General features: G+C 67.8%; 17 protein-coding genes and 1 tRNA gene. 7 read left to right on the top strand and 11 right to left on the bottom strand.

Features of this window, described 5'->3' with window-relative positions; genetic code table 11:
- Positions 1-107: 107 nt before the first annotated feature.
- Positions 108-1,541: a DUF6880 family protein gene (locus BM397_RS22605; protein ID WP_092428775.1), complete on the bottom strand. Its 1,434-nt coding sequence runs from the start codon at positions 1,539-1,541 to the stop codon at positions 108-110.
- A 166-nt stretch (positions 1,542-1,707) separates the two neighbouring features.
- Positions 1,708-2,019, bottom strand: coding sequence for an ETC complex I subunit (locus tag BM397_RS22600; protein WP_092428773.1), 312 nt, complete (start codon positions 2,017-2,019; stop codon positions 1,708-1,710).
- A 267-nt stretch (positions 2,020-2,286) separates the two neighbouring features.
- On the opposite strand from BM397_RS22600, the gene uvrB reads away from it, so the two are divergent.
- A complete protein-coding gene (uvrB, locus tag BM397_RS22595) occupies positions 2,287-4,485 on the top strand; it encodes an excinuclease ABC subunit UvrB (protein WP_092428771.1) in 2,199 nt (732 codons plus the stop codon).
- Between the two features lie 75 nt (positions 4,486-4,560).
- On the opposite strand, the gene BM397_RS22590 is transcribed toward uvrB, so the two are convergent.
- Both BM397_RS22590 and BM397_RS22585 read right to left on the bottom strand, forming a co-directional pair.
- Complete coding sequence (locus BM397_RS22590; RefSeq protein ID WP_092428769.1) at positions 4,561-4,854, bottom strand: hypothetical protein; 294 nt, start codon at positions 4,852-4,854, stop codon at positions 4,561-4,563.
- A gap of 143 nt (positions 4,855-4,997) precedes the next feature.
- Complete coding sequence (locus BM397_RS22585) at positions 4,998-5,264, bottom strand: I78 family peptidase inhibitor (protein WP_245696181.1); 267 nt, start codon at positions 5,262-5,264, stop codon at positions 4,998-5,000.
- A 118-nt stretch (positions 5,265-5,382) separates the two neighbouring features.
- Here BM397_RS22585 and BM397_RS22580 point away from each other — a divergent pair, with 118 nt between their 5' ends.
- Complete coding sequence (locus BM397_RS22580; protein WP_092428767.1) at positions 5,383-5,793, top strand: hypothetical protein; 411 nt, start codon at positions 5,383-5,385, stop codon at positions 5,791-5,793.
- 16 nt (positions 5,794-5,809) lie between these two features.
- On the opposite strand, the gene BM397_RS22575 is transcribed toward BM397_RS22580, so the two are convergent.
- From BM397_RS22575 to BM397_RS22565, 3 genes are all read right to left on the bottom strand, one after another.
- Positions 5,810-6,346, bottom strand: coding sequence for an HdeD family acid-resistance protein (locus BM397_RS22575; RefSeq protein ID WP_092428765.1), 537 nt, complete (start codon positions 6,344-6,346; stop codon positions 5,810-5,812).
- A gap of 70 nt (positions 6,347-6,416) precedes the next feature.
- Positions 6,417-7,514, bottom strand: coding sequence for an AI-2E family transporter (locus BM397_RS22570; RefSeq protein ID WP_092428763.1), 1,098 nt, complete (start codon positions 7,512-7,514; stop codon positions 6,417-6,419).
- Between the two features lie 74 nt (positions 7,515-7,588).
- The gene (locus BM397_RS22565) at positions 7,589-9,115 is read right to left on the bottom strand and encodes a phospholipase D family protein (protein WP_176806792.1); all 1,527 of its coding nucleotides are present in this window, start codon (positions 9,113-9,115) and stop codon (positions 7,589-7,591) included.
- A gap of 208 nt (positions 9,116-9,323) precedes the next feature.
- On the opposite strand from BM397_RS22565, the gene BM397_RS22560 reads away from it, so the two are divergent.
- Positions 9,324-9,400 (top strand) — tRNA-Arg (locus BM397_RS22560).
- A 460-nt stretch (positions 9,401-9,860) separates the two neighbouring features.
- On the opposite strand, the gene cobS is transcribed toward BM397_RS22560, so the two are convergent.
- Genes cobS through cobU form a run of 3 tightly spaced genes read right to left on the bottom strand, consistent with a single transcriptional unit; the run spans position 9,861 to position 12,164 of the window.
- A complete protein-coding gene (gene cobS, locus BM397_RS22555) occupies positions 9,861-10,637 on the bottom strand; it encodes an adenosylcobinamide-GDP ribazoletransferase (RefSeq protein ID WP_092428759.1) in 777 nt (258 codons plus the stop codon).
- Entirely contained in the window at positions 10,634-11,650 is a 1,017-nt protein-coding gene (gene cobT / locus BM397_RS22550; RefSeq protein WP_092428757.1) for a nicotinate-nucleotide--dimethylbenzimidazole phosphoribosyltransferase, read from the bottom strand. The genes cobS and cobT overlap by 4 nt, the downstream gene beginning before the upstream one ends.
- Entirely contained in the window at positions 11,634-12,164 is a 531-nt protein-coding gene (gene cobU / locus BM397_RS22545; protein ID WP_092428817.1) for a bifunctional adenosylcobinamide kinase/adenosylcobinamide-phosphate guanylyltransferase, read from the bottom strand. Before cobU ends, cobT begins: the two co-directional genes overlap by 17 nt.
- Before the next feature lie 52 nt (positions 12,165-12,216).
- Between cobU and BM397_RS22540 the strand changes: the two genes are divergently transcribed.
- From BM397_RS22540 to cobD, 4 genes are read left to right on the top strand one after another with little or no spacing between them, the layout of a single operon-like run.
- Complete coding sequence (locus BM397_RS22540) at positions 12,217-12,804, top strand: histidine phosphatase family protein (protein WP_245696180.1); 588 nt, start codon at positions 12,217-12,219, stop codon at positions 12,802-12,804.
- Positions 12,801-13,586, top strand: a complete 786-nt coding sequence (locus BM397_RS22535; protein ID WP_092428753.1) for a hypothetical protein — start codon at positions 12,801-12,803, stop codon at positions 13,584-13,586. The genes BM397_RS22540 and BM397_RS22535 overlap by 4 nt, the downstream gene beginning before the upstream one ends.
- The gene (gene cbiB / locus BM397_RS22530) at positions 13,583-14,524 is read left to right on the top strand and encodes an adenosylcobinamide-phosphate synthase CbiB (RefSeq protein ID WP_092428751.1); all 942 of its coding nucleotides are present in this window, start codon (positions 13,583-13,585) and stop codon (positions 14,522-14,524) included. Before BM397_RS22535 ends, cbiB begins: the two co-directional genes overlap by 4 nt.
- A 5-nt stretch (positions 14,525-14,529) precedes the next feature.
- Positions 14,530-15,537 (top strand): threonine-phosphate decarboxylase CobD, encoded by a 1,008-nt coding sequence (cobD, locus tag BM397_RS22525; RefSeq protein ID WP_092428749.1) that lies wholly within the window; start codon positions 14,530-14,532, stop codon positions 15,535-15,537.
- 4 nt (positions 15,538-15,541) lie between these two features.
- Here cobD and cobO read toward each other — a convergent pair whose 3' ends face one another.
- Positions 15,542-16,153 carry a cob(I)yrinic acid a,c-diamide adenosyltransferase gene (cobO, locus tag BM397_RS22520; protein WP_092428747.1) on the bottom strand — a complete coding sequence of 204 codons (612 nt, stop codon included), beginning with the start codon at positions 16,151-16,153 and terminating at the stop codon, positions 15,542-15,544.
- Positions 16,154-16,163: the final 10 nt, after the last annotated feature.

Below are 16,163 nucleotides of genomic sequence, written 5' to 3'. Positions count from 1 at the left end.
GATCCTAGCCAGGAGCGCTCGAAATGGCAGCTCTCTGCGCGCAGATCGAATGCGCAGGGATGACCAGGGGCTGCTGTCGACCACGTGATGACCCGCGGGAGTTACCCTTACCGTAGACGCTCCCAGAAGGCCGATTTCCTTACATGGGCTTTGCGCAGCGCTTCAAGATAGTCCGCGTGCGACAGATGCATGCCATAGTCGAGGATCTCGGCGTCCGCGGCAGCACAGTCCGTCAGGTGCCGAGCGGCGTGGCCATAGCGCCCGGAGCGGGCCCTATCCAGCGCGAAGTCGATCATCGCGCGCCACAGCAGCGCGGCGGCGAGCGGGCGAGACGGGGCGAGGGCCTCGGCGAGCGGGGTGAGGATCTCATAGGCGTCGCCGTCGATCTCCTCGCTGCGGGCTTCGATCAATTCTGCCGCCAGCGGCAGGTCAGGGGCCTGCAGGCAGTAGGCCAGCGCCTTCTCGACCGGTTTGTAGGTGAGGACGATGCGGCGCGCGGCGTCCTCGGCCTCGATATCCTCGAAGTCGGGAAGCAGTTTGAGGTGACGGCGCAGCGCGTTGGGGCAGAGCCGCCGCTCGAAGCGGTTCCAGAGCGCGGCGCGTAGGTCGTCCTTGCGGCCGAGTGCCTCAAGGCAGGCGAAATGCGCTTCGTCCAGTTCGGGCGTGTCGAACCATGGATCACCGCTGTCGCCGGGCAAGGCGGCCTCAATCAGCCGCAGAGCGTCTTCGGCCCGGCCCGCCGCTAGCAGCCGGGTCACGGCGGAGGGAGCGATGGTGGAGTAGGTCAACTGCTCGGGGGTGTATTGCGCGAGCCAGCTGTCCACGTCGCCCTCGGCATCGGCCACGTCCTGCAGAATCATCTCCGCCGTACGGTTGCGCCCGGCAAGGGCGCGCTCGGCGCGGGCATCGCGGTCCGAGATGAAATCGTAGCGGGCGAGGTCGGCATCGGTCAGCGGCGCTTCGCAGGCCGCTTCGGCCAGCGCCTTGAGGCGGGATAGGCCGGCGCTCCCGAGCGCGTCGGCCAGCGCCGGTACGGCATGGTCAAAGGCACCGTAGCCATCGTCCGAGATCGCCTCAAAGACGCTGTCGGCCAGAGCTTCGGGGTCTTTGCTGAGCTTGGGAGCAACTTCACTGATCGCCGCCATCGTCTCGCGCATGACATCGCCGATGGTGCCCCAGCTGTCGTCGGTACGTTCATGAATGCCGGCAGCAAGCTGCAGCTGCGCCCAGAGAAGATCGAAGGCCGCGTCCGGTGCATCAGGCGCGATGCGGGTCTCGATGAGCGTCGTCAGTTCCGCCAGTTCCTGCGCAAGCTTCTTCTGCGCCTTGCGGGAGATGAAGCTGCGACCGCGGTGGATCGAGGCGAAGCGCTTGCGCACGTCGGCGGTGATCGCCTCGGGGCCCAGATCGGCGGAAAGCGCCATGCGGACCCGCCTCTGGCGTGCCGCGTCGCCCTTCACCGCCTCGAGCAGCAGGTCGGCCAGCGTGTCGGCACCCAGCTCAAGGAGGTTCTTCTTGTTCAGAGCCTTGCCTGCCGCCATCGGGATCCTCCTCGTATGCAATTGCCTTGCGCCGGATCATGCGCCCAGCCGCGCGCTTTGCAAGCATGCGCTAGATATGGAAAGGGCGCCCAATGGGCGCCCTACATGTAGCTCCCAGGAAAAACTTAGCCTTCCATGGGAAAAACTCAGGTGTCTCTTACAAACTTCAGTGCGTCCAGACCGCGCGACGGTCTACGGCGAAATTTTCGGCGTAGCCGCGGGCGCGAATGTTTGGCTTGCGCTTGTTGGGCTCGTTCACCTGCGCCTCGATGCCGTGCTCGGCGGCATAGGCGAGCGCGGCCTCCTTGCTGTCGAAGGTCAGGCGCACCTGGCTCTGGGTGTCGGACGAGGAGGTCCAGCCCATCAGCGGGTCAACTTCGCGCGGCGAGGCCGGGAAAAATTCGAGAATCCACTGTTTCGTCTTCGCTTGTCCCGAAGACATGGCCGTCTTGGCCGGCTGGTAAATCCGTGCGCGCATGGAATCCCTCCTGACGTTCTCTGGCGTTATCGGGAATTTATACTGCGGGGGCAAGAGATCGCGGCGCGGCAGTGCCGCAAATCTTCCCGAACCCTTGCGTCTTGCCCGGAGAAGAGGAACATTCCGTGAAAACGCCCTGCTCCGCGAATCCGCGCTCCCGTCCCATTCCCCGGCCATTCCCCGGCGGCCCGTCCCCGGACCTGCCAGAACGGCCCCTTGAAAACGCCGCGCGGCGCGACACGTCTTGCAGGCGCCAGGAGATGCCCGATGCCCTATGCCCATTCCGACAAGTCCGACCCGATGATGCACGCGCCCGCGCCGGACGTCCGGACGCGGGAAAAGCTCGAGGGCGGCATCAGCTTCCGCATGCAGACCGAGTTCGCCCCGGCCGGCGACCAGCCGACGGCGATCGCCGAGCTGGCGCGGGGTGTCAACGACGGCGAGCGCAGCCAGGTGCTGCTCGGCGCCACCGGCACCGGCAAGACCTTCACCATGGCCAAGATCATCGAAGAGACCCAGCGCCCTGCGATCATCCTCGCGCCCAACAAGACGCTGGCGGCGCAGCTCTACGGCGAGTTCAAGGGGTTCTTCCCGGACAACGCGGTGGAATACTTCGTGTCCTACTACGACTACTACCAGCCCGAGGCCTACGTGCCGCGCTCGGACACCTACATCGAGAAGGAAAGCCAGATCAACGAGCAGATCGACCGGATGCGCCACTCGGCCACCCGGGCGCTGCTCGAGCGGGATGACGTGATCATCGTCGCCTCGGTCTCCTGCATCTACGGCATCGGCTCGGTCGAGACTTATGGCGCGATGACCCAGGACCTGCATGCCGGCAGCGAATACGACCAGCGAAAGATCATCGCCGATCTCGTGGCGCAGCAGTACCGCCGCAACGACGCAGGTTTCTCGCGCGGGGCCTTCCGGGTGCGTGGCGACAGCCTCGAGATCTGGCCCGCCCACCTTGAAGACCGGGCGTGGAAACTGTCGTTCTTCGGCGAGGAGCTGGAGAGCATCACCGAGTTCGACCCGCTCACCGGCGAGAAGACCGGCAGCTTCGAGCGCATCCGGGTCTACGCAAACTCGCACTACGTGACGCCGAAGCCGACGATGCAGCAGGCGGTCATCCAGATAAAGAAGGAGCTGCGCCAGCGGCTCGACCAGCTGGTTGCCGAGGGCAAGCTGCTGGAAGCGCAGCGGCTCGAGCAGCGCACCAACTTCGACATCGAGATGCTGGAGGCCACCGGGGTCTGCAACGGCATCGAGAACTATTCGCGCTACCTGACCGGCCGCGCGCCGGGCGAGCCGCCCCCTACCCTCTTTGAATTCATCCCCGATCACGCCATCGTCTTCGCCGACGAAAGCCACGTCTCGGTCCCGCAGATCGGCGCGATGTACAAGGGCGACTACCGGCGCAAGTTCACCCTCGCCGAGCACGGCTTCCGCCTGCCCTCCTGCATGGACAACCGCCCGCTCAAGTTCGAGGAATGGGACGCCATGCGCCCGCAGTCGGTGTTCGTTTCGGCGACCCCGGCGAACTGGGAGCTGGAACAGGCTGGCGGCGTGTTTGCCGAGCAGGTGATCCGCCCCACCGGCCTTCTCGATCCGCAGGTCGAAATCCGTCCGGTGAAGATGCAGGTGGACGATCTGCTCGACGAGATCCGCAAGGTGACCGCAGACGGCTATCGCACGCTTTGCACCGTGCTCACCAAGCGCATGGCCGAGGATCTCACCGAGTACCTGCACGAGCAGGGCATCAAGGTGCGCTACATGCACTCGGACATCGACACCATCGAGCGGATCGAGATCCTGCGCGACCTGCGGCTCGGTGCCTTCGACGTGCTGATCGGCATCAACCTGCTGCGCGAGGGTCTCGACATCCCCGAATGCGGACTGGTGGCGATCCTAGATGCCGACAAAGAGGGCTTCCTGCGCTCCGAGACCTCGCTGATCCAGACCATCGGCCGCGCGGCGCGGAACGCCGACGGCCGGGTCATCATGTATGCCGACCGGGTCACCGGCTCGATGGAGCGGGCACTGGCCGAGACCGAGCGCCGCCGCGAGAAGCAGATCGCCTACAACGAAGAGCACGGTATCACCCCGGCGACGGTGAAGAAGAACGTCGACGACATCCTCGCCGGGCTTTACCAGGGCGATGTCGACATGAACCGCGTCACCGCCACCATCGACCCCAAGCAGCAGGGCTCGAACCTCGAGGCGGTGCTGGACGGGCTGCGCGCCGACATGCGCAAGGCCGCCGAGAACCTCGAGTTCGAGGAAGCGGCGCGGCTGCGCGACGAGGTCAAGCGGCTCGAGGCGGTCGATCTGGCAATCCACGACGACCCGCTGGCGCGGCAGTCGGCGGTCGAGGCGGCCTCGGAGCAGGCGGTGAAATCGCGCGGTCGCTCGACCGCCGGGCGCCCCGGCCAGCGCGGCGGCAACGTAAAACGGCGCAAGCGCTGAAGCAGGATACCCGGACAAGAAAAAGCCCCTCTCCACAATGCTTGGAGAGGGGCTTCGCTCATTTGTCGCGGGCGATCAGCTGTCGTTCTTCTCGTCCGGCGGGGTCACCTCGATGTCGGGCAGCGTGACCTCGGCCTCCTTGGTGTCGACCTCGACGTCGACATCCGGCACGGTGACCTCCTCGGTCTTGGTCCCGACCTCGACCGAGCCAACCTCGGCATCGACCTCGGGCATTTCGCCCCCTTCGACCGAGACATCCACATCGGGCAAGCTGCCCTCTTTCGTGACGTCGAAGTCGATCATGTAGGCACCCACGCCGATCACGACGGCGGCGGCAGCAACAAGGGCAACAATGGATCCGGTACGCATGTTCAATTCCCTTCCGTTTGTTTGCATCGGCGCTTGCGGCGCCGTGATGCTCGGTAAAGGAACCGTGAGACCGGCTTGAAGGTTCCGGAAATATTCTCCGGAACCAATGCGTTACGTTGCGCGTTCACTGGCCGCGGCAGCGGTCAGCCGCAGAACACCCGAAGGATCTGCCCGGCGCTGTCGGTCTCGATGTTCATGCGGTCGGGGCGGAAATCCATGGTCATCGGCTGCCCCGGCCCGAGAATGCGCAGCTTGTCCCCGGCGGTGAGCCCCAGTTCATCGACCGGCTGGCCGATGCGGGTCTGGTAGGCTGCAGCGCCGCAGGTGTCGTCTTCGGCCTTGGTCTCCGCCTCGCTGCAGCCGGCAATGCCCGCGCAGAGCCCCAGCAGCATCGCGATCCGTCCCATCATTTTCTGTCTCCTTCGCTCGATATGTCAGTGAGATAGGTCACGCGAACGTGCGTCTCAACAGAAGACGTCCATGAATCTCGCGCTCGACCCATGCGCGCTTCGGGAGTAGCCTCTTCGCATGCGCCAGTTGCTCCTCATCCCACTTCTCGGCCTAGCGGCCTGCGGCACGCCCTACGAGCGCTGCAACCGCGATGCGGCGAACCTTTACAGCAAGGCGATGCGCGAGCGCACGGAGATCGCAAAGGATCTCGCGCGGGGCTTCACCTATGAGACCGGATTCGAAACCCGGACCAGCTGGCAGCTGTGCGGGGCCTACAGCGGGCGCCCGCATTATTGCTGGCGCGACCACACCGACACGGTCACCCGCCGCGTGCCGATCAACGCCGAGGAGCTGCACCGCAGGGATGCGGACCTCGAGGCGCAGCTGCCGCAGTTGCGGCGCGACGCGGCGGCCGGCCAGGCCGAGTGCCGCCAGCGCTACCCCGCCGAGGTCGAGGCGGCGACACCCGCGACCTCGACCGAGGGCTGACGGGCAACGGTTCGCATCAGCTGGCGGCCTTGCGCAGCTCGGGGTGCTGCTTCAGCACCAGACCGAAGATCACCATCGCGACACCCGTCGACAGAAGCTCGACAGAGAGCAGCACGCCGAGCACCCAGGTCGCCGAAGACGGGAACTGGGTGAAGATCATGATCGCCAGCACCACCGAGATCGCGCCGCTGATCAACATCATCATCTTGTACCGGCTCTCGGAGACCGAGAAGGCATAGACCACCTTGGCGATGCCGCTGACCAGGAAGAGGATCGCCGCGACCAACGTCAGCGAGATCAGCCCTTCGAGCGGATTGGCCAGGAAGCTGATGCCGAGCCAGAGGTAGATGATGGTCATCAGGATCGCCAGCAGGCGTTCCTTCATGCGCGTGACGCGGAAGATGCTGATCGCCTGGATCACGCCGATGATCAGGAAGAACCAGGCGACGATGGTCTGCGCGGCCACCGAGGCGGCGAACGGGTTGAAGAGCGCGATCACCCCTCCGATGACGCTCGCGGCGCCGAGGAGTATCCACGTGAGCCAATGCTGCATTTCAAAATTCCTTCAATAATTCCCGACACGCTGCCGGCACCCCGACCGTGCTCCCGCTTCCCCGCTTCTGTCAACTGTCTGTTAACGCTTGCGAAGAACCGGTGTCGCTGCCGGGGCGCTCGGGTCCGTCGACCCGTTCGGCCAGCAGTAGCGCCAGCCATCGTGTCTTGTCGAAGCTGGCAAGGACGATCGCAAGGATCGAGGTCAGCGGCACCGCGAGAATCGCGCCGGGGATGCCCCAGAGCGTCGTCCAGAGCGCCAGCGCCAGCAGCACCACGAAGGGGCTGAGGTTGAGCTGCCGCCCGATCAGCCGCGGCTCGATGATATTGCCGAGCGTGACCTGCACCGCCGTCAGCGCCGCTCCCAGCCCCACGGTGAGCCCGATGGAGCCGAACTGCGCCAGCGACAGCGCCACCGGAAACGCCACGGCGAGCAGCGAGCCGACGTAGGGGATGTAGTTCAGCACGCCGATCACCACCGCCCAGAACAGCGCGAAATCCACCCCGAAGGCCCAGAGGATCGCATAGGAGATCGTGCCAAGGACGATGTTGATCAGCGTCTTGAAGGCCAGGTAGCGGCTGATCTTCTCGTTGATCGCCCCGACCACCGCCAGCACGCGAGCGCTTTGGTCCGGCGAGCGCAGCCCGGCGGTTAGCCGGCGCTGGAAGGACCGGCGCTCGACGGTGATGAAGGCGGCATAGATAATCACCATCAGCACCACCGAGCCGAGGTTGGTAAAGCCGCCCAGAACCGCCAGCGAGAAGCGCCGCAGATCGATCCGCCCGATGGTTTCCGCGGTCACCCGGTCCCACAGGACGTCATCCTCGAAATGGAAATAGCCCGCGATCCCGTCGACCATGGTGCGCAGGTTCTCCTCGTAGGTCGGTGCCACCGCCATGATCTCGCGCACCGTGGCCGAAAAGACCGCCGCCAGCACGAAGACCACAGCCGCGGCGCAGACCAGAAGCAGCAGGCGCAGCACACCGAGCGGCAGATGCCGGAGCACCGGCAGGCGGCGCAGGCCGGCCGCGACCGACTCCAGCAGGTAGACAAGGATCGTCGCCGTGACGATTGGCATCAGGATCGTCCGGCCGAGCACCAGCAAGGTTCCAACCGCCAGCACGAACACCGTGGACAGCACGAGAGTCTGGAACGGGGTATCCTTCATCAGCAGTCGTTCATCCTCCGGCCCGCATCGGACCGAGTGGGACCGATGCGGGCGGGGATGTCAACGCGATGGGCTCAGAGCTGGCCGCCGATCGGCAGCAGTCCGGTCAGCCAGGCGGTGGTGGCGCGCATCTTCGACAGGATCGGTTCGGCGCGATAGAGGCGCCAGCGGTTGCCCGCGTCGTGCTCGAGCCACTGCATCCGGCCATCCTCGTCGAGCTGAAGGTGAAAGGCCGCCTCTGGCAGCAGCCGGTTGAAATTCGCGGCGGCCTTGGCCGCGAGTTCGGGGGACTCGACCAGAATGCCCATCTCCGAGTTGATCCGCACCGACCGCGGGTCCCAGTTGAACGAACCGATGAAGAGCAGCTTTTCGTCCAGCACGAAGGCCTTGGCGTGAAGCGCCGAGCGCGACAAGCCCAGGCCGGAGAGCGTGCGGTCCGGCCGGTCCTTCTCGGCGCGCAGCTCCCACAGGTCCACCCCGGCCTCGAGCAGCTCGCGGCGCGAATGCGAATAATGCGCGTAGACCGCGGGAACGTCGGTGGCGTCGAGCGAATTGGTAAGCACAGTCACCTCCACCCCGCGCTCCTCGAGCGAGGACAGCAGCGCCGTGCCGCTGTCGCGGGGCACGAAGTAGGCCGAGACCACGAGGAATTCTTTTTCGAGCGCGTTCACATAGGGCAGCATCGAGGCGGCGAAGGTCTCGCCGGCGGGCAGGTCTCCGGCGGCCTTCTCGGGCGGATCCGAAAGCAGCCGGGCCCGGGCCGCCGTCAGCGCCGGAGGCTGGCGTTTCAGCGTCTCCACACGGCCCGCAAGCGCTTGGCCATAGGGCGTCTGGGCGATCTGTTCACGCATCTGGGACAGCCGCTGGCGCACCGCGGCAAGATCCGGCCCGCCGTCTTCCGGCTCGATGATCAAGGCTGCCGGAATCGCGTAACGGCTGTTCCAGTAGCTGTCGAATGTGTCGCCGACCTCGCCCACCACCGGCCCCGCAGCCAGAAGGTCCAGGTCGTCGTAATTGGAATCCTCCCGCGCCGAGAAATACTCGTCACCGATGTTGCGCCCGCCGACAACGGTCACCCGCCCGTCGAAGGTCATCGACTTGTTGTGCATGCGCCGGTTGATGCGGCGGAATTCCAGCAGGGCCGAAAGCGCCTTGCTCCGCGAGCGCGCGAAGGGGTTGAACAGCCGGACCTCGATGTTGGGGTGCGTCTCGAGCGCGCGGGTGGTCTGGTCGTAGCCGCGGGTGTCCATGTCGTCGAGCAGCAGCCGGACCCGCACGCCGCGGTCCGCCGCGCGCAGCAGCGCGTCGGCAAAGAGCCGGCCCGCGTCGTCGTTGTGCAGCAGGTAGTACTGGGCATCGATGCTGGTCACCGAGAGGTCGGACAGCGCGAGCCGCAACGCCAGCGCGTCGATGCCATTGCCGACGATATGCACCCCCGAGGTGCCGTCGGCCCGGCCCTGCCATTTACGGGTGATGCCCGACAGCGGCGCCGTGCCCGGCGCGGTCAGCGCAACGCTCGTTGGCCGGGGCCCTTCCGGGGCCTGACTGGCGCAACTGGCCAGCAGCAAACAGGTGAGAAATGCACAAAGTGACCGGAACATGTGGGCCTCGCATCCTTGCCTCAGGCGATCAGGCTCGCCGAGCCCTGACCTTTGGGCAAGCGTAGCGCACCACATGGAACGCCGAGCGCGGCATTTGCGCCGCAGCCCCCTACCTGCCAGCAGGGCCGCAACGTCAGGAATTTCGAACCGCTCCCGGGCCGCAACCCTCTGGGCAATACCGAACACATGCGCTATCGCTGTCGCGCGCGGCCCCTTAGCTCAACTGGATAGAGCAGCTGACTTCTAATCAGCAGGTTGAGGGTTCGAGTCCTTCAGGGGTCGCCAGTTTTTCCAACTTTGTCCGAAAATTACCCGCCACTCGCACTGGCAATGTTGATCCAAGCCTGAACATGGGCGAAAATCTGATCATGCGCGACCCTCGGCGCAACGCGCATCTTCGTCGCCCGTTCTATCAGTTCAGGCTTCGCTGAGAGCCGGGCAACCGTGCCCCGCGCCTATCCGATGAGGTGTGGTTTCTTTTCCAACAGCTTGCCCCGGTCCGGCCCCGAGAGTATTGCCGCTTCCCCCACTGCGTCGATGGTGGTGTGCGGCTTCCCGGTCCTGCCACCTACGATGCATCGCCCGGGTGTCTTCTGCCATTGCGACCTGAAGGCCCAACGTCGAGCGGTGGCCCTCAAGACCGGCAGCCCTCTTTGCAAGCCGGTGCATCGCGCCGCGATGTCTCGGGAGGCCAGCAGCCGACGTGGATTCGTCGATCCGCGCCACCAGACCCGCGGCCCGTTCGCTAGCCCCCCCACGGCGCGAGCATCAGCGCAAGCGCCACCCAGCTTGCCGCCTCCGAGACGAGCTGCACCGCGCCGAGGACATCGCCGGTCACCCCGCCGAGGCGCCGACGCGCCATGCGCCCCAGCGCCGTCGCCACCGTGGCACAAAGCAGGGCCAGAAGGAGCCCCGTCGTGCCCGCCAGCACCGCGCCAAGCAGCCCGAGGCACAGCAGCATGACGCGCGCGGCCGTGCTGCGGCCCGCCGCCAGCCTGCCCATGCCGTCCGCACGCGCGGGGGGCAGCAGTTCCTGCAGGCCCACCATGGCGGCGCGGCTGAACATGCCGACCAGCACGAACCACCCTGCCCCGCCCAACGACACGAGCTGCGGCCCGAGCTGCGCCAGCGCCGCTATCCAGAACGCCGCCGCAAGGAGCAGCGCCATGACTCCGTAGCTGCCGATCCGGCTGTCGCGCATGATCTCCAGGCAGTGCGCCTGGTCGCGGCCGCCGCCCATGCCGTCGGCGAAATCCGCCAAGCCGTCGACATGCAACGCGCCGGTCACCAGAACCTGGGCGGCAACCGCAGCCACCGCAGCCAGAAGCGGGCCGGCTCCGGCTGCCATCATGCCGGCATACGCCGCCCAGCCGATCAGCCCGACCAGCGCGCCGACCAGCGGAAAGGCCCAGCGGGCCGCGCTCAGCGACGGCGCCTGCCCCGGGATCCGCCCCGCGGGCAGGCGGGTCAGCAGCATGACCGCCACCTGCAGCTCGCGCAGCCGGCCCCTTGGCCCGGTCATCCGCCCGCGACCCCGGCCTGCGCAAAGGTCGCCATGCCGTTGTGGCATTCAAGTGCCGCGCGCAGCACGCCGAGCGCCAGCGCCGCCCCCGAGCCCTCGCCGAGCGCCATGTCGAGGGACAGCACCGGGGTTTTGCCCATGGCTTCGAGCAGCCGGGCGTGACCGGGCTCGCGGCTGACGTGGCCTACGAGGCAATGGTCGAGCAGCTTTGGGTCGGCGGCATGGAGCGGCGCGGTGGCCGCGGTACAGATGAAGCCGTCGAGGAGCACCGGAATGCGCCGCGACCGCGCCTCGAGCACCGCGCCGCAAATCGCCGCCTGCTCGCGTCCGCCGAGCGCCGCGAGGATGCCCAGACCCTGCACGCCGGCGTGCCGCGCACAGGCGCGGCGCACGGCATCGGCCTTGCGCGCAAGTCCGGCCGCGTCCGAGCCGGTGCCGCGCCCGATCCACCCCTGAACATCGCCGCCGAAACCGGCGCAGGCCAGCGCCGCGGCGATGGTGGAATTGCCGATGCCCATCTCGCCGAGGATCAGCACCTGTGCCTCGGCAGAGACCGCTTCGGCACCGCGCCGCATCTCGGCCAGCGTCTCCGGCTCACTCATCGCCGGCGCTTGGGTGATATCCGCCGTGGGCCGGTCCAGATCGAGCGCCACCACCGTCAGATCCGCCCCCGATGCGCGGCAGAGCTGGTTGATTGCCGCGCCCCCGGCCTCGAAATTGGCGACCATCTGCGCGGTCACCTCCTGCGGGAAGGGATTCACCCCCTGCGCGCAGACCCCGTGGTTGCCGGCGAAGACCAGTGCCTTCGCCTTGTCGATCCGCGGGCGCTCCAGCCTCTGCCAGCCCGCCATGAAGACCGCCAATTCCTCGAGCCGACCCAGCGAGCCCGGCGGCTTGGTCAGGCTCGCCTGCCGCGCGCGCGCCGCCTGCGCTGCCGCCGCGTCGGCCACCGGCAGCGACCGCGCCAGATCCGCGACCGCCGCGAGCGTGGGGATGTCAGAAAGAATGCTCATTCGGTTTCACCTTCACTGGGTAGCCCGCCACCGCCAGCCAGACCTCGTCGGAGGCCTCGGCCACCGCCTGGTTCATCCAGCCCGCGGCGTCGCGGAAGCTGCGGGCGAGCCGGTTCTCCGGGACGATTCCCGCCCCGACTTCATTGGTCACGAAAATCATGGGGGCGCGCTGCCGCGCGATCTCCTCAACCAGTGCCTGCACCTCGCCGCGCCAGTCCGCCTCGGCCAGAAGCAGGTTGGTCAGCCAGAGCGTCAGGCAATCCACCAGCCGCGGCAGATCGCCGTCGCTGGCGCGCAGCGCGGCGCAGAGATCGCGCGGCGCATGCAGGTCCTGCCAGCAGGTTCCGCGCCGAGCCCGGTGCTCGGAAATGCGCGCGGCCATTTCCTCATCGCCCTCGTAAATCTCTGCGGTGGCGATATAAATCGCCCGACCACAGGGGGCGAGCGCCCTGCGTTCGGCAAGCGTCGACTTGCCTGACCGTGCCCCGCCCGTGATGAGTATCGACCTTGTCATTTCCGCATGGGAAAGCATCAATGTCGCCAAAAGGGAAGAGGCAAGCAGGCCGTTGCAGCACGAAACACCCGGCTCCGGAGAGCTGATCCTGATCCGTCACGCCCCGATCGCAGAGCCCGGCAGGCTCTGTGGCCGCACCGATTTTCCGGCGCGGATCGAGCCCGCGCGAATTGCCTCCCTGCGCGCCGCCCTGCCCGCTCCGGGCTTTCTGGTGAGCAGTCCGGCGCTGCGCTGCCGGCAGACCGCCGACGCCCTCTGGCCCGGGCGCTCCGCCGCGCCCGACGCCCTGCTCTGGGAGCAGGACTTCGGCGCCCACGACGGGCTGCCCTACGCCGATCTGCCCGACCTCGGCCCGCTGGACAGTCCCGAGTTGGCACAATGGACGCCACCCGGCGGCGAGAGTTTCGCGGACCTCTGTGCCCGCGTCCGGCCCGCGCTGCTCCGCTATGGGCAAAGGGCGGCGCAAGAGCGCGTGCCGGTGGTGCTGGTGGTCCACGCCGGGGTGATCCGCGCCGCGCTGTCGCAGGTGACCACCGCCCTGCACGCCGGGCTCGCCTTCGAGATCGCGACCCTCTCGGTGACCCGTCTGCGCTGCGGCGCCGAGGGGCCCTTCTCGGTGATCGAGGCGGGCCGGACATGAGTTTCTCCCCGGTGAGCGTCGAGGGCCATTTCGGCGAATGGGTGCAGGGGCGCATGGGTGCGGACGGCCCGGTTGCGCTGGTCACGGTCCGCTGCCCGGCGCTGCGCGTCTGCGCCCCCGGCGCGGACGACTTGCCCTTCTCCCGCGACCAGCTCGCAGTCTTCGCCGCCCGGCTCGGGATCGCAGGGCATTTTCCCGGCGTGACGCGGGATGCCCCGCTCGGCGGTGGTGCCGGGGCCTCCACCGCCACGTTGGTCGCGCTGGCCCGGAGCGCGGGGGCCTCCAATAGCGCCGCCGACCTTGCCGCGGCTTGCATCGCAACCGAGGGCGCAAGCGATCCGCTGATGTTCCCGCAGCCCGATGCCCTGCTCTGGGCCTCGCGCGAGGGGCGTATCCTGCGCCACCTGCCCCCGCCCCCCGCCTGCCACATCCTCGGGGGGTTCTGGGGAACACCGCAACGCACGACCCCCGGCGACAAGGATTTCGACGACATCACCGATTTGATCGACGCATGGGCCGAGGCGGTCGTTCTGGAGAACCTTCAGCGCTGCGCCACAATCGCCAGCACCTCGGCGCAGCGCTGCAGCGACCGGCGCGGCCCGATGCCCGACCCCACACCGGAGCTTGCGCGCGACCTCGGCGCACTCGGCTGGCTGCGCGCCCATACCGGATCCGCGCGCGGCTTGGTCTTTGCCCCCGGCGAGACGCCCAAACACGGCAAGGCAGCCCTGATCGAGGCCGGGCTCACCGGCGTGCTCAGCTTCGGGACGGGCGCGGCATGAGCTTCGCGCTGATGATGCTCGGCGGGATGGCGCTCGACCTGGTCTTTGGCTGGCCCGCGACGCTCTACGCGCGGATCGGCCACCCCGTGACATGGCTAGGCCGCGCGATCGCTGCGCTCGAGACGCGGTTCAACCGCGGCAGCCGGCGCCGACGCCTGTGGCTCGGCACCCTGACCACCACGGCGATCGTCGGCCTCGCCGCCCTGCCCGCCCTCGCCCTGCAGATGCTGCTGCCCGCCGGGCTCGCGGGCAGCCTGATCGGAGCAGCGCTGGCCTGGCCGCTGATCGCCATGCGCTCGATGCACGACCATGTCGCCGCCGTTGCCACGCCGCTGGCGCAAGGCGACCTCGACGCCGCCCGCCATGCCGTGTCGATGATCGTCGGGCGCGATCCCGCGCGGCTCGACGCGGCCGGCGTTGCGCGCGCCGCCACCGAGAGCCTCGCCGAGAACAGTTCCGACGGGATCATCGCGCCGCTCTTCTGGGGTATCGTCGCCGGGCTGCCCGGGATCGCCGCCTACAAAGCGGTGAACACGCTCGACTCGATGATCGGCCACCGCAACGACCGCTACGAGGCCTTTGGTAAATGCGCGGCCCGGCTCGATGACGTGGTGAACTGGCTCCCGGCGCGGATCACCGGGCTGCTCTTCGCGCTGGCCGGCGGCCGCCGTCTGCCCGAGGCGCTGCGGGTGATGCGGCGCGATGCCCCGAAGCACCGCTCACCCAATGCTGGCTGGCCCGAGGGCGCCATGGCGGCGGCGCTGAATGTCCGGCTCTCGGGGCCGCGGGCCTACGGCGACCGGGTGGCCGAGGAGCCCTGGCTCAACGCGGGCGCGCCCGACCCTGCGCCGACCGATCTGATCCGCGCGCTGCGGCTCTACCGCCGCAGCATGGCGCTCTGCGCCCTTGCGCTCGCCGCGCTGATCCTGTTCGGGTGAGCCGCATGGACAGCCCGCCCCGGATACCGCCCGCCCCGCCCGCGAGAGATCACGGAGGCAACCTCGATGCCGCGATGGCGCGCTTCGGGGGCAGCCGTGCCGACTGGCTTGATTTGTCGACCGGCATCAACCCCGATCCCTACCCGGTGCCCCAGATCCCGGCCGAGGCCTGGGCCGTGCTGCCGCGCCGCCCCGACATGGACCGGCTGATCGGCGCCGCCCGCGCGGCCTATCGGACGCCCGCACGCATCGTGCCGGTCAACGGCGCGCAGGGAGCGATCCAGATGGCCCCATCGCTGCGCGCGCCCGGAAGGGCGGCGGTTCTGGGGCCGACCTATAACGAACACGCCGCCGCACTGCATGCGGCCGGCTGGGAGGTTCACGAGGCGGGCGACCTCGACGCGCTGCACGGTGCGGACCTCGCAGTGGTCGTAAATCCCAACAACCCCGACGGGCAGCGCAGCTCGCCCGAGGCGCTCTCCGCGCTGGCCGCGCAGGTGGGGTTGCTGGTGGTCGATGAGAGCTTTGCCGACCCCGAGCCCGATCTCTCCATCGCGCCCGACCTCGACGCGGGCCTGCCGAACGTCGTGGTGCTGCGCTCCTTCGGCAAGTTCTATGGCCTCGCCGGGCTGCGTCTGGGGTTCGCACTGGCGCATGGGGCCCTCGGCGCGCGACTGGCCGAGCTGGCCGGACCCTGGCCGGTGTCGGGTCCGGCAATAGAGATCGGCTCGCAGGCGCTGGCCGACAGCCGGTGGCAGGCAAAGACCATAGCCCGGCTGACCGAAGACGCCGCAAGGCTCGACGCGTTGGCGCTGGCCGCGGGCTGGCACCTCGTGGGCGGCTCGCCGCTGTTCCGGACATATGCCTGCACCGATGCGCAGGCAGCGCAGGAACGCCTCTCCCATCGGCACATCTGGAGCCGGATCTTCCCCTATTCGGGCAGCTGGATCCGCCTTGGCCTGCCGCCCTCGGACCGCTGGGAGCAACTCGAAACCGCCTTCGCCATGCTCTGAGAGCTCAGAACTCCACCCCCTGCTGCGCCTTGATCCCGTCGCGAAACGGGTGCTTGACCAGCGTCATCTCGGTCACCAGATCGGCCGCCTCGATCAGTTCCGGCTGCGCGTTGCGCCCGGTCAGGCAGACATGGGTCATCGTGGGCTTCCGCTCCAGCAGGAAACCCACCACCTCGTCGATCTCCAGGTAGCCGTAGCGCAGCGCGATGTTGATCTCGTCGAGCAGCACGAAGCGAATTTCGGGATCGAGAATCTGCTCCTGCGCGATCTGCCATCCGCGCTGCGCCGCCGCTATGTCGCGCTCGCGGTCCTGCGTCTCCCAGGTGAAGCCCTCGCCCGAGACGAAGAATCGGCACTCCCCTGCAAATTTCTCGCGGATCATCCTGGCCTCGCCGGTGACCCAGTTGCCCTTGATGAACTGCACCACGGCGCAGGGCATGCCATGGGCGATGCAGCGCAGGATCATCCCGAAACCCGAGGAGGACTTGCCCTTCCCGGGACCAGTGTGGACGATGATGAGACCCTTCTCTTCGGTCTTTTCCTTCATCATCCTGTCGCGCGCCGCCTTGATTTTCTTCATCTTTTCGGCGTGGCGGGTGTTTGCCTCGTCGCTCATGCTGCTCTCT

The organism is Alloyangia pacifica, from assembly GCF_900116195.1.
In the GTDB taxonomy this organism is placed as follows: Bacteria; Pseudomonadota; Alphaproteobacteria; order Rhodobacterales; family Rhodobacteraceae; genus Salipiger; species Salipiger pacificus.
This window is presented reverse-complemented; position numbering and strand designations above follow the sequence as displayed.

Excerpts from the sequence above, each read along its gene's own strand:
- BM397_RS22605 (WP_092428775.1), bottom strand. The coding sequence starts at position 1,541 with ATGGCGGCAGGCAAGGCTCTGAACAAGAAGAACCTCCTTGAGCTGGGT.
- BM397_RS22600 (WP_092428773.1), bottom strand. The coding sequence starts at position 2,019 with ATGCGCGCACGGATTTACCAGCCGGCCAAGACGGCCATGTCTTCGGGA.
- uvrB (WP_092428771.1), top strand. The coding sequence starts at position 2,287 with ATGCCCTATGCCCATTCCGACAAGTCCGACCCGATGATGCACGCGCCC.
- BM397_RS22590 (WP_092428769.1), bottom strand. The coding sequence starts at position 4,854 with ATGCGTACCGGATCCATTGTTGCCCTTGTTGCTGCCGCCGCCGTCGTG.
- BM397_RS22585 (WP_245696181.1), bottom strand. The coding sequence starts at position 5,264 with ATGATGGGACGGATCGCGATGCTGCTGGGGCTCTGCGCGGGCATTGCC.
- BM397_RS22580 (WP_092428767.1), top strand. The coding sequence starts at position 5,383 with ATGCGCCAGTTGCTCCTCATCCCACTTCTCGGCCTAGCGGCCTGCGGC.
- BM397_RS22575 (WP_092428765.1), bottom strand. The coding sequence starts at position 6,346 with ATGCAGCATTGGCTCACGTGGATACTCCTCGGCGCCGCGAGCGTCATC.
- BM397_RS22570 (WP_092428763.1), bottom strand. The coding sequence starts at position 7,514 with ATGAAGGATACCCCGTTCCAGACTCTCGTGCTGTCCACGGTGTTCGTG.
- BM397_RS22565 (WP_176806792.1), bottom strand. The coding sequence starts at position 9,115 with ATGTTCCGGTCACTTTGTGCATTTCTCACCTGTTTGCTGCTGGCCAGT.
- cobS (WP_092428759.1), bottom strand. The coding sequence starts at position 10,637 with ATGACCGGGCCAAGGGGCCGGCTGCGCGAGCTGCAGGTGGCGGTCATG.
- cobT (WP_092428757.1), bottom strand. The coding sequence starts at position 11,650 with ATGAGCATTCTTTCTGACATCCCCACGCTCGCGGCGGTCGCGGATCTG.
- cobU (WP_092428817.1), bottom strand. The coding sequence starts at position 12,164 with ATGACAAGGTCGATACTCATCACGGGCGGGGCACGGTCAGGCAAGTCG.
- BM397_RS22535 (WP_092428753.1), top strand. The coding sequence starts at position 12,801 with ATGAGTTTCTCCCCGGTGAGCGTCGAGGGCCATTTCGGCGAATGGGTG.
- cbiB (WP_092428751.1), top strand. The coding sequence starts at position 13,583 with ATGAGCTTCGCGCTGATGATGCTCGGCGGGATGGCGCTCGACCTGGTC.
- cobD (WP_092428749.1), top strand. The coding sequence starts at position 14,530 with ATGGACAGCCCGCCCCGGATACCGCCCGCCCCGCCCGCGAGAGATCAC.
- cobO (WP_092428747.1), bottom strand. The coding sequence starts at position 16,153 with ATGAGCGACGAGGCAAACACCCGCCACGCCGAAAAGATGAAGAAAATC.